An 11,434-nucleotide genomic window follows, 5' to 3' on the forward strand; every position below is an offset into this window, starting at 1 on the left:
ATGGCGGAACTATCGCGACGTCGGTTCCTCGGCAGCCTCGCCGGCGCGGGCGTGGCCGGCGCCGGCCTTGCGATCGCGGGCACCTCGATCTCGGCGGCGGCATCCGCGTCCGCTGCTGCCGACACCGTGGCCTTCCGCGGCGCCAACCAGGCCGGGATCAGCACGGACGTGCAGAACCAGCTCGCCTTCGCGGCGTTCGACGTCACCAGCACCGAGCGTGCCGACCTCGTCTCGATGTTGCAGAGCTGGACGACCGCGGCCGAGGCGATGACCCGGGGCGCGCCCGTGCCGGGTGACTCGGCCACGTCCGACGTTCCCCCCGCCGACACGGGCGAGGCCGACGGGCTGACGGCGTCGCGCCTGACCATGACGATCGGGTTCGGGCCGTCGCTGTTCGACAACCGGTTCGGGCTGGCCGCCCGGCGTCCGGCGGCGCTGCAGCCGCTGCCCGCGCTGCCGGGCGAGCTGCTGGACAACACCCGCAGCAACGGGGACATCGCGGTGCAGGCCTGTGCCGACGACCCGCAGGTGGCGTTCCACGCGATCCGCAACCTGGCCAGGATCGGCCGTGGCACCGTCGTCAACCGGTGGACCCAGCTCGGCTTCGGCCGCACCTCCGTGACGGGCGCGGGCCAGTCCACCCCGCGCAACCTCATGGGATTCAAGGACGGCACCCGCAACATCCGGGGCGACGACACGACCGCACTCGACCAGCACGTCTGGATCGGCGACGGGACGGACCAGGCGTGGATGCGCGGCGGCACCTATCTCGTGGCCAGGCGGATCCGCATGTTCGTCGAGAACTGGGACCGCGACCTCCTGTCCGACCAGCAGGCGGTCTTCGGACGGACGAAGTCGGCCGGCGCCCCGCTCACGGGCACCGATGAGTTCGACACCCCCGACTTCGCCGCGACCGGCCCGGACGGCACGCACGTGATCCCGGACGACGCCCACATCCGGCTGGCCGCCTTCGAGAACAACAACGGCCTGCGGATCCTGCGCCGCGGATACTCCTTCAACGACGGGATCGACCCGAGTACCGGTGGGCTCGAAGCCGGGCTGTTCTTCATCAGCTTCCAGTCCGACCCGGCCACGTTCGTCACGCTGCAGCGCAAGCTGGGCGCGAACGACGCGCTCAACGAGTACATCCAGCACGTCGCGTCGGGCCTGTTCGTGTGCCCGCCCGGCATGACCCGGGACGGGGACTACTGGGGCAGCGGGCTGTTCGAAGCGTGAACCGCCTCGGGTCAGGCCGGTTCCGCGCCCTCCACGGCGATGCGGGCGAGCACCTCTCCCAGCGCCTCCTGGTACTCCGGGCGAGGGTCCATGGCGGCCGCCATCTTCAGCTGTGCCTGGGCCTCGGCGAGACGTCCCTGCCGTTGCAGCGCCTTGCCGAGCGCGAAGCGGGCGTAGTGGTCGGACGGGTCGAGGTCGAGAACGCGGGCGAAGGCCTCCTCGGCGCGGTGCAGCTGGGCCGAGTTGAGGTAGGCGCGACCGGCGAGCAGATGCACCGAGGCGTCGTTGGGTTGGCTCTCGAGCACGGGGCCGAGCGCCTGCAGCGCGTCCAGCGGACGGCTCCGGGCGATCAACATCTCTGCCCGGCGGAAAGATTCGAACAGGCCGTCGGACGCGGGCTGGCTCGTCATGGTCGTCCCTACGTTAGGTGTACGGGACGCGATCTGCGAGGGGTTGACATGGGACGCAGGGGCGAACTACGGAGGACGCTGCGCCCAGTGGCGAGTTCCTGCGTCGATCGGGAACCCTCCACGACTACGCTGAGCCACCGGACACCGCGCCCAGCCCTGGCTGAGCGCGCACAGGCGTCGTAACGAGCCCGGACGGGAGCACTGGTGGCGGTCATCGAGCAGGTCGGCGCACGCGAGATCCTCGACTCGCGGGGCAACCCCACGGTGGAGGTCGAGGTTGCGCTCGACGACGGGACCCTGGCCCGCGCGGCCGTCCCGTCGGGGGCGTCGACAGGTGAGCACGAAGCGGTCGAGTTGCGCGACGGCGACCCGCTCCGGTTCGGCGGCAAGGGTGTCGAGAAGGCCGTGGCCGCGGTGCTCGACGAGATCGGCCCCGAGCTCACCGGCATGGAGGCGGTCGACCAGCGGCTCGTCGACCAGCGGCTCGTCGACCTGGACGGCACGCCCGACAAGTCGCGCCTCGGCGCCAACGCGCTGCTCGGCGTCTCGCTCTCCGTGGCCAAGGCGGCCGCCGAGTCGGCCGGGCTCGAGCTGTTCCGTTACGTCGGCGGCCCGAACGCCCACGTGCTTCCCGTGCCGATGATGAACATCATCAACGGCGGCGCCCACGCCGACAGCTCCGTCGACGTGCAGGAGTTCATGATCGCGCCGGTCGGGGCCGACTCCTTCCGCGAGGCCCTGCGCTGGGGCGCGGAGGTCTATCAGGCGCTCAAGTCGGTGCTGAAGAGCAAGGGCCTGGCCACCGGGCTCGGCGACGAGGGCGGCTTCGCGCCCGACCTGCCGGGCACGCGCGCGGCGCTCGACCTCATCGCCGAGGCCGTGGAGAAGACCGGGTACAAGCTCGGCCGGGACATCGCCCTCGCGCTCGACGTGGCGGCCACCGAGTTCCACTCGGACGGCGTCTACGCCTACGAGGGCAAGAAGCTCTCCTCGCAGGAGCTCATCGCCATCTATTCCGAGCTGGTCTCCGCCTACCCACTCGTGTCGATCGAGGACCCACTGGCGGAGGACGACTGGGACGGCTGGGTCGCGATCACCGATGCGCTCGGCGACCGCGTGCAGCTCGTGGGCGACGACCTGTTCGTCACCAACCCCGAGCGGCTCGACGAGGGCATCAGCCGGGGTGCGGCCAACGCGCTGCTGGTGAAGGTCAACCAGATCGGCACGCTGTCGGAGACTCTCGACGCCGTCACGCTCGCGCACTCGTCGGGCTACCGCTGCATGATGAGCCACCGCTCCGGCGAGACCGAGGACACCACGATCGCCGATCTGGCCGTCGCCACCGGTTGCGGGCAGATCAAGGCGGGCGCGCCGGCACGGTCGGAGCGCGTGGCGAAGTACAACCAGCTCCTGCGCATCGAGGAAGCTCTCGGCGACGCCGCCCGGTACGCGGGCGATCTCGCCTTCCCGCGCTTCACGGTGGCGGAGGCAGGAGCCTGACGTGCACGCGAGTCGCCCCGTTCCCGTGCGCGAGTCGCCCGTGAAGCAGGCCTGAGGCGGCGCGATGGTCGAGGAACGAACCCGGGTACGGGGCGAACGGACTCCCCGCACATCGCCTCGCCGCGGCGCCGGCACGGGAGCGACGCGGCGGCGGAACAGGGAGCCCAAGCTGAACCGGGTGGCACGCACCCGCGGTGTGGTTGCTGCAACCACGGGGATGCTCGGGCTGTCCACCACGCGTCGAGCAGCGGTGCTGGCCCTCGTGGTCTGCGCGCTGGCACTCACTGTCGCGGTCCCGCTGCGCAACTTCGTCGCCCAGCGGCAGGAGCTCGCCGCCGTGACCAAGCAGCAGCAGGCGCTCGCCGCCGAGGTGGACGAGCTGTCGAAGGAACGCGCCCGGCTGTCGGATCCTGCTGAGGTCGCCGCCCAGGCCAGGACGCGGCTCGGCTACGTCCTGCCCGGGGAGGTTCCCTACGTCGTGCAGCTGCCGTCCGGCCCGGACCTGACAGGCGCCGGCGAGGCCGGGGCAGCCATGCCGTGGTACCGCCAGCTGTGGCGCGAGGTCGCGGAGGGTTCGCGATGAGCCCGTCGACGCCGCGCGGGCCTGCTTCCGCTCCCGGCATCAGCGAGGAGGACCTCGCGGCCGTGGCCGCCCAGCTCGGACGGGTCCCGCGTGCCGTCCGCGCGGTGGCCTACCGCTGCCCGTGCGGGCACCCGGCGGTGGTGCAGACCGCCCCCCGGCTGGAGGACGGCACCCCGTTCCCCACGCTCTACTACCTCACCTGCTCTCGGCTGAACTCCTGGGTCAGCCGCCTGGAGGCCGAGGGCCGGATGCGCGAGATGACCGAGCGGCTGGCCGAGGACCCCGAGCTCGCCGCGGCATACCAGCGGGCACACGAGTCCTACCTCGCCGAACGCAACGCGATCGAGCCGTTGGGCACCGACGTCAGCGCCGGTGGCATGCCGAGCCGCGTCAAGTGCCTGCACGTGTGCGTCGCGCACGCGCTGGCGGCCGGCCCGGGCGTGAACCCGTTCGGCGACGAGGCGCTCGCCGAGCTGGGGGAGTGGTGGCAGGCGAGCGCCTGCTCGCGCCCGCCTGCGTAGCGGTGTCCGTCAGAACGAACGGCACGGATCGGCTCAACCAGGCGTGACCCGCTCCAGCAACGCTGCTGCGGGCGTGCCCTGGGGGAGGGTGCCCGCGGTGCGCCACGGGCCGTCGGCGTCGAAACGCGCAGCCAGGAATGCCGACGAGACCTCTTCCGGCGCGTGCCGCACGAGCAGCGATCCCTGCAGGCACAGAGCGAGCAGCTCGGCGAGCCGCCGGGCCCGTCGTGCCTCACGCTCGTGCAGCTCGGCGCGCAGCGCGCGGACGGCGCGGTCGAACCGGCTGTCCACGCCTCCGGCGACGTCCACCTCGGCGAGCACCGCATCCACCGAGTCGGGATTGCGGCTCACGGCGCGCAGGACGTCGAGTGCCGTGACGTTGCCCGAGCCTTCCCAGATCGAGTTGAGCGGAGCCTCGCGGTAGAGCCGTGGGAGCGCCGACTCCTCGACGTAGCCGTTGCCGCCGAGGCACTCGAGCGCCTCGGCCACCACCGCGGGCGCGCGCTTGCACACCAGGTACTTCGACGCCGGGAGCGCGAGCCGCAGCAGCGAACGCTCGTCGCGATCCACGGCACCGGCGAGCCGCAGCGCGAGCGCGGTGGCGGCCTCGGACTCCAGCGCCAGGTCGGCGACCACGGCCTGCATCAGAGGCGTGTCGGCCAGCCGCGAACCGAAGGCGCTGCGGTGCGCCACGTGATGCGCCGCCTCGCTCAGCGCGGCCCGGACGAGCGCTGCGGAGCCCAGCACGCAGTCCAGCCGCGTCATCGACACCATCTCGATGATCGTGGCGACGCCGCGGCCCTCGTCGCCCAGCCGCCGGCCCGTGGCGCCGGTGTACTCGATCTCGGCCGAGGCGTTCGACCGGTTGCCCAGCTTGTCCTTGAGCCGCTGCAGCCGGATGGCGTTGCGGGTGCCGTCGGGTAGGACGCGGGGGAGCACGAAGCACGTGAGGCCGCCGGGAGCCTGGGCAAGGGTGAGGAACAGGTCGTTCATCGGGGCCGAGGTGAACCACTTGTGCCCGACCAGCTGGTACGTCCCGTCCGCCGACGGGGTGGCGACCGTGGTGCCGGCGCGGACGTCGGAGCCGCCCTGTTTCTCGGTCATCGACATGCCGGCCAGCAGCCCGGCCTTCGTGGCCGGGTCGGCGAGCCCGAACTCGTAGGACGTGGACACCAGGCCCGGTTCGTAGGCCGCGGCCAGCACGGGGTCGTGGCGCAGCGCGGGGACGGCGGCATAGGTCATCGAGATCGGGCAGCCGTGGCCCGCTTCGAGCTGGCTCATCAGGTAGAAGCCCGCGGCTCGCCGCACGTGCGCCCCGGTGCCGGGCTCGTCCACCCACGGTGCGGCGTGCAGCCCCCATTCGACCGCGGTGCCCACCAGCCAGTGCCACGACGGATGGAACTCGACCTCGTCGATGCGATGGCCGTACCGGTCGTGGGTGCGCAGGACGGGTTCGTGCACGTTGGCCAGCCGCGCGTGGTCCTGCGCCTCGGGTGACGTGATCAGCGCACCCAGACGGCCGAGATCCGGCAGCGCCGTCTGCGCGCCCTCCCGGCCGACCGCATCCGTCAACGCCGGGTCGCAGGCCAGCGGGTCGTGCCCGGAGAGCGGTGGCGGCTGGTTCTCGACGCGGTGCGTGCCGTGGTCCGTCGGCCCCGGCTCGGTGACGGTCACGAGTTCCGGGGGGACGGACAGGGCGGTGGAGCTGCGCTGGTCGACCACGCTGCGAGGGTAGTCGCGTACCTCCCGTCGTGTGCCGTCCGCGATCCGGCTCCCCGCGTACGGTGACCGCTGTCGCCGTGTGAGCCGGACCAAGGAGAGTGCATGTCGCGCGTGGCCGCCATCGACTGCGGAACCAACTCGATCCGTTTACTCGTCGCCGACATCACGACCGGGGACGGCGGCACCACCGAGCAGCGCGACGTGCATCGCGAGATGCGGATCGTCCGGCTAGGTCAGGGTGTCGACGCATCCGGCAAGCTCGCACCGGAGGCATTGGATCGCACGCGCGCGGCGCTGGTCGACTACGCGGAGGTGATCCGCCGGGAGGGCGCCGAGCGGGTGCGGATGGTCGCCACCAGCGCCACCCGCGACGCCCGCAACCGTGAGGACTTCTTCGGCATGGTCCAGGACACGCTCGGCATCGACGCCGAGGTGATCTCCGGGGACGAGGAGGCGAACCTGTCGTTCGTCGGAGCGGTGGGCGACCTCGATCCCGGCGACGGCCCGTTCGTCGTCGCCGACGTGGGCGGCGGCTCCACGGAACTCGTCGTGGGGACCCTGGACGGTGGGAAGGCCACCGTGCAGGCCGCCCGGTCGGTGGACGTGGGGAGCGTCCGCCTCACCGAACGCTGCCTGGCGGGCGACCCGCCGTCGGCTGACGAGGTGGCGGAGGCCCGCCGGGTGGCCACCGGCATCCTCGACGAGGCGTTCGACGCGGTGCCGGTGGAGGGCGTGCGCACCTGGGTCGGCGTCGCGGGCACGATCACCACGCTCTCGGCCGTGGCGCTCGGCCTGGAGGAGTACGACGCCGCAGCGGTGCACCACTCGCGGCTGGAGAACCAGGACCTGCACCGGGTGGCGGACGAACTGCTGGGCATGTCCCGCGAGGAGCGCAAGAGCCACGGTGCCATCCACCCCGGCCGGATCGACGTGATCGGCGCCGGTGCCCTCATCGTCGACGTGCTGGCCCGCGAGCTGAACGATCGCGCAGGCGTCACCGGGATGGTGGTCAGCGAGCACGACATCCTCGACGGCATCGCGCGCTCGATCGCCTGACACACGCAGCGGGGTCGGGCGCGGACCACCGGCCCGGCCCCGCGATCACGACTCCGGTGCCGCCGTGACGAACGCCGCCAGGTGCTCCGACTGCGCCAGCCGCGAGGGCTCGTGCACGTACATCATGTGCCCGGCCTCGTAGTGACGGACCTCGATGCGGTCGCGCAGCTCGTCCGGGATCGGGAGCTGCGCGAACACCTGCTCGGCCGCGAAGTACGGCGTGGCCCCGTCGTGGTAGCCGCAGGCCACGTGCACGCGCAGGTGCGGGTTGTGGCGCATCGCCGCCGAGAGCTTCGAGACGACCGACACCGCCCGGCCCTCGAACTCCTTGTACGACCACGGCTGCACGCGCCCGCTCAGCACCTCGTAGGGCAGGTCGCTGACGTAGCCGAGGCTGCTGCGGACGTGCGAGTTGAACGCTGCGGTGTACGGCCCCGTGATCGCCGCGATGGACGGGTCGTAGCTGGGCTTCTCACCGCCACCGTCGTCCTCCCAGCCGGTGAAGCGGCCGTCGATCCGGCCGACGGTGCGGCCGGGGGCACGCAGCAACTCCCGGAAGAAGCGGTGGTGCTCGATCCGCAGGCGGACCCGGCGCACGTAGCCTTCGTCGAGCCCGCTCAGGGAGGCCAGGCGCCCGGCGATCCGGTCGAGATCGGCGGCGGCGAGCCGGGAGCCCCGGGCGAGGGCCCACGGGTAGTCGCCTGCTGCGAACTCCTCCGCGTCGGCGAGCACCTCGTGCAGCTCGCGTCCCGGGTGCAGCCCGTGGTAGTGCGCGATCGCCGCGTAGGTGGGCAGGAAGAGCGGGTAGGGCCGGTCGTTGCCCTCGGTGAAGCGGATCGATCCCATGTCCAGCACGCTGGAGATCAGCATGAGGCCGTTGAGATACATGCCGTGCCGGTCCTGCAGGTGCTCGGCGAGCGCCGCGGCGCGCAGCGTGCCGTAGGACTCCCCGGCCAGGAACTTCGGCGAGAGCCACCGCTCGTTGCGCGTGACCCAGAGCCGGATCACCTCGCCGATCGTCTCGACGTCGGAGGTGTAGCCGTGGAAGTCGGCGGGCTTCCCGCCGGTGACGGTGCGCGAGTAGCCGGTGGACACGGGGTCGACGAACACGAGGTCGGAGTGCGCGAGCAGCGACTCGTGGTTGTCGGTGAGCCCCCACGGCGGCGGGGTGAGGGCTCCGGCGTCGCCCATCACGACCCGGCGCGGCCCGAAGAGCCCGAGGTGCAGCCACACGCTCGACGAACCGGGCCCGCCGTTGAAGGCGATCGTGACGGGTCGGGTGGCGGGGTCGGCGCCGTCGAGTGTGTAGGCGACGAGGAACACCTCGGCCCGCGGCTCGTACCCGTCGAACGTGCCGTCGGTGTGCTTCTCGTGGCGCAGCACGACCCGGCCCGCGGTTGCCGTGTACGCCAGTTCGCCGGTGGGCGTGCGTAACGTGTGAGACGTGGTCACGAGGTCGTCGACGGGCGGTGCGGGCGTTTCCGGTGCGCTCTCCTCGCTCACATATCAGACCCTAGGTGATCTCGATGCGGCACTGGTCGACTGTCGGGAATGCCCTCGGCTGGTGGCCTGGCGCGAGCTGGTGGCCAGGGAGAAGCGTGCGGCGTTCCGTGATCAGGATTACTGGGGACGTCCCGTGCCGGGGTTGGGTCCGGCGGACGCGCCGCTGCTGATCGTGGGGCTCGCACCGGCGGCGCACGGCGGGAACCGGACCGGCCGGATGTTCACCGGCGACCGGTCGGGCGACGTGTTGTTCGCGGCGCTGTACGCGGCGGGCCTGGCGAACCAGCCGACCGCTGTGCACCGCGGCGACGGGCTCGAGCTCCTCCACACCCGGATCACCGCCCCCGTCCATTGCGCGCCGCCCGACAACAAGCCGACAACGGGCGAGCGCGACACCTGCGGCGCCTGGCTGCGTGCCGAACTGGCGCTGCTGCGCCCGCGTGCGGCGGTGGTGCTGGGCGCCTACGGCTGGCAGGCGCTGCTGCCCGTGCTCGCAGACGCGGGATGGGTCGTTCCGCGTCCCCGTCCCCGGTTCGGGCACGGGGTTCACGTCGAGCTGGCCGGAAATCGAGGGCCACTGCACCTCTTCGGCTCCTACCACGTCAGCCAGCAGAACACCTTCACCGGCAAGCTCACCCCCGCGATGCTGGAGGACGTCCTCCGTCAGGCGGCCCGAGCAGCGGAGATACCTGAGAAGAGGTAGCCGTTATCACGTGCTTCGGAGGAGTAAAGCCGCCGTGAGGGTGGGACCCTGGAGGCATGGCGCGCAACACCAGGATCGTCGTGGTAGGCGGCGGATACGTCGGCATGTACACGGCCCTGCGGCTGCAGAAGAAGCTGCGACGCGGGGAAGCCGAGGTGACCGTCATCGACCCTCAGTCGCACATGACCTATCAGCCGTTCCTGCCGGAGGCTTCCGCCGGATCGATTGAGCCGAGGCACGTCGTCGTCCCGCTGCGCAAGGTGCTCAGAAAGTGCCACCACCTCACCGGCCGGGTCACCCGCATCAACCACGCCACCCGTGAAGTCACCGCCGAGCTCGCCGCCGGCAACTTGACGACCGTCGGCTACGACGTCCTCGTCGTGGCGCCGGGCTCGGTGGCACGCACGCTCCCGGTCCCCGGCCTGGCTGAGGTCGGCATCGCGTTCAAGACCGTCGGCGAGGCCATCTACCTGCGCAACCACGTGCTGTCGAGGCTCGACGCCGCATCCACCACCATCGACCCGGCACTGCGCAAGCGCTTCCTCACGTTCCTCGTGGTGGGCGGCGGCTACGCCGGGATCGAGGCGCTCGCCGAGCTGCAGGACATGGCCCGCTACGCCACCCGTTACTACGAGAACATCACTCCTGACGACCTGCGCTGGGTGCTCGTCGAGGCCGCCAACCGGATCATGCCCGAGGTGGGCCCGAAGATGGGCCGCTACACCGTCGAGCGGCTGCTCGACGCCGGCATCGAGGTCAACCTCGACACCCGCGTGAAGTCGATGGTGGGCGGCCACGTCGTCCTCGACGACGGCAACGAGTTCGACGCCGACACGATCGTCTGGACCGCGGGCGTCAAGCCCAACCCGATGCTGGACCACACCGACCTGCCGCGAGACGCCCGGGGCCGGATCGAGTGCACCGCCGAACTGCAGGTCGTCGGCATGCCCGACGTGTTCAGCGCCGGCGACTGCGCCTCGGTGCCCGACCTGTCGAAGGACGACCCGGAGGCCAAGACCAGCCCGTCGGCGCAGCACGCCGTGCGCCAGGCCAAGGTCCTCGCCGACAACATCGTGGCGCACCTGCGGCGCAGGCAGCTCACCAAGTACAGGCACAGCTACGCCGGGTCGGTGGCGAGCCTCGGGCTCTACAAGGGCGTCGCGGAGATCTACGGGATCAAGCTGCGCGGGATCATCGCGTGGTTCATGCACCGCACCTATCACGTGAGCCGCATGCCCACCTGGAACCGCCGGGTCCGCATCCTCGTCGACTGGACGGGCGCTCTGTTCCTGGGCCGGGAGGTCGTGGCGCTGGGGCAGATCAACGACCCGAGGGCCGAGTTCCATCGCGTCGCGAACCCGTCGTCGCCACCGGCCCCACCTGCACAGCGGCCTGGACCCGAACAGGCGGGTGCGCCTGCCGGCGCAGGCCAGGGCGAGGAGGCCGTCACGCCAGGGATCAGACGAGGGGCTTGACCTTCCCGAGCCTCGACAGGCCCGCTCCGGTTCTCCGGAGCGGGCCTTTCTTCTGCGAGGGTTCCGCCCTAGACTCAACCAAGTGGTTGGTGGAGTGCGAAGCGACCGTCGTGAGCAGCTGGTCGTCGCCGCGTACCGGCGAGTGGCGGAAGCGGGTTTCGAGGGCCTGCGGCTGCGGCAGGTCGCCGAGGACGTCGGCATCGACCACTCGACACTGCACCACCACTTCGCCACGAAGCAGGACCTCGTCGACGCCGTGGCCGAGTACACGACACGCCAGTTCTGGACGACCGCGCCGCAGGGGCCGGACCCGGCTGTCGCGCTGCGCGAGCACCTGCAGGCCTTGTGCCGGCTGATCGAGGATCGACCGGACCTGTTCGCCGTCACGGTCGAGCTCGACCTGCGGGCTCGCCGCGACCCGGCGGTCGCCGCCGCCATGGCTCGGCACGAGGCCGGCTGGCGCGAGGTGCTGACGACGGTGCTGGCCGAGGGCGTGGCGCACGGTTCGTGGTCGGTGCCCGTCGACGCTGCTGCCGGCGCGGAGCTCGTGATCGCGGCGGTGAAGGGTGCACGGCTCGTGCCCGAGGTGGCTGGTCAGGTCTTCGGGCAGCTCGAGGCGCTCCTCATCGACGGGGCGCAGGATCACGCGAAGGGGGAGAGGCCATGAGCGAGCTTGCGAGTGAATCATCGACACAGCGCCTTCGCGAAGCGTCGGCCGAGTGCAG

The 11,434-nt window shown here is 71.6% G+C and carries 11 protein-coding genes; 8 read left to right on the forward strand and 3 right to left on the reverse strand.

The window, feature by feature from the left end; genetic code table 11:
• Window positions 1-1,236 (forward strand): iron uptake transporter deferrochelatase/peroxidase subunit, encoded by a 1,236-nt coding sequence (gene efeB, locus MMF94_RS20265; RefSeq protein ID WP_241038685.1) that lies wholly within the window; start codon window positions 1-3, stop codon window positions 1,234-1,236.
• Between the two features lie 11 nt (window positions 1,237-1,247).
• On the opposite strand, the gene MMF94_RS20270 is transcribed toward efeB, so the two are convergent.
• Window positions 1,248-1,646, reverse strand: coding sequence for a tetratricopeptide repeat protein (locus tag MMF94_RS20270; RefSeq protein ID WP_241038686.1), 399 nt, complete (start codon window positions 1,644-1,646; stop codon window positions 1,248-1,250).
• A gap of 204 nt (window positions 1,647-1,850) precedes the next feature.
• On the opposite strand from MMF94_RS20270, the gene eno reads away from it, so the two are divergent.
• The 3 genes from eno (at window position 1,851) to MMF94_RS20285 (ending at window position 4,250) form a co-directional block, all read left to right on the forward strand.
• The gene (gene eno, locus MMF94_RS20275; RefSeq protein ID WP_241038687.1) at window positions 1,851-3,146 is read left to right on the forward strand and encodes a phosphopyruvate hydratase; all 1,296 of its coding nucleotides are present in this window, start codon (window positions 1,851-1,853) and stop codon (window positions 3,144-3,146) included.
• Between the two features lie 178 nt (window positions 3,147-3,324).
• Complete coding sequence (locus MMF94_RS20280; protein ID WP_241038688.1) at window positions 3,325-3,729, forward strand: septum formation initiator family protein; 405 nt, start codon at window positions 3,325-3,327, stop codon at window positions 3,727-3,729.
• Window positions 3,726-4,250, forward strand: a complete 525-nt coding sequence (locus MMF94_RS20285) for a DUF501 domain-containing protein (RefSeq protein ID WP_241038689.1) — start codon at window positions 3,726-3,728, stop codon at window positions 4,248-4,250. Before MMF94_RS20280 ends, MMF94_RS20285 begins: the two co-directional genes overlap by 4 nt.
• 33 nt (window positions 4,251-4,283) lie before the next feature.
• On the opposite strand, the gene MMF94_RS20290 is transcribed toward MMF94_RS20285, so the two are convergent.
• Window positions 4,284-5,924 (reverse strand): acyl-CoA dehydrogenase family protein, encoded by a 1,641-nt coding sequence (locus MMF94_RS20290; protein WP_241038884.1) that lies wholly within the window; start codon window positions 5,922-5,924, stop codon window positions 4,284-4,286.
• A gap of 150 nt (window positions 5,925-6,074) precedes the next feature.
• Between MMF94_RS20290 and MMF94_RS20295 the strand changes: the two genes are divergently transcribed.
• Entirely contained in the window at window positions 6,075-7,028 is a 954-nt protein-coding gene (locus MMF94_RS20295) for a Ppx/GppA family phosphatase (RefSeq protein WP_241038690.1), read from the forward strand.
• 45 nt (window positions 7,029-7,073) lie between these two features.
• Here MMF94_RS20295 and MMF94_RS20300 read toward each other — a convergent pair whose 3' ends face one another.
• The gene (locus MMF94_RS20300; protein ID WP_241038691.1) at window positions 7,074-8,531 is read right to left on the reverse strand and encodes a S10 family peptidase; all 1,458 of its coding nucleotides are present in this window, start codon (window positions 8,529-8,531) and stop codon (window positions 7,074-7,076) included.
• 61 nt (window positions 8,532-8,592) lie between these two features.
• Between MMF94_RS20300 and MMF94_RS20305 the strand changes: the two genes are divergently transcribed.
• The 3 genes from MMF94_RS20305 to MMF94_RS20315 all read left to right on the forward strand — a co-directional run bounded on the left by MMF94_RS20305 (window position 8,593) and on the right by MMF94_RS20315 (window position 11,376).
• Window positions 8,593-9,234: a uracil-DNA glycosylase gene (locus MMF94_RS20305; RefSeq protein ID WP_379660225.1), complete on the forward strand. Its 642-nt coding sequence runs from the start codon at window positions 8,593-8,595 to the stop codon at window positions 9,232-9,234.
• Between the two features lie 56 nt (window positions 9,235-9,290).
• Entirely contained in the window at window positions 9,291-10,709 is a 1,419-nt protein-coding gene (locus MMF94_RS20310) for an NAD(P)/FAD-dependent oxidoreductase (protein WP_241038692.1), read from the forward strand.
• Window positions 10,710-10,803: 94 nt separating this feature from the next.
• Window positions 10,804-11,376 carry a TetR/AcrR family transcriptional regulator gene (locus tag MMF94_RS20315; protein WP_241038693.1) on the forward strand — a complete coding sequence of 191 codons (573 nt, stop codon included), beginning with the start codon at window positions 10,804-10,806 and terminating at the stop codon, window positions 11,374-11,376.
• Window positions 11,377-11,434: the final 58 nt, after the last annotated feature.

Source organism: Pseudonocardia alaniniphila (assembly GCF_022524485.1).
In the GTDB taxonomy this organism is placed as follows: Bacteria; Actinomycetota; Actinomycetes; order Mycobacteriales; family Pseudonocardiaceae; genus Pseudonocardia; species Pseudonocardia alaniniphila.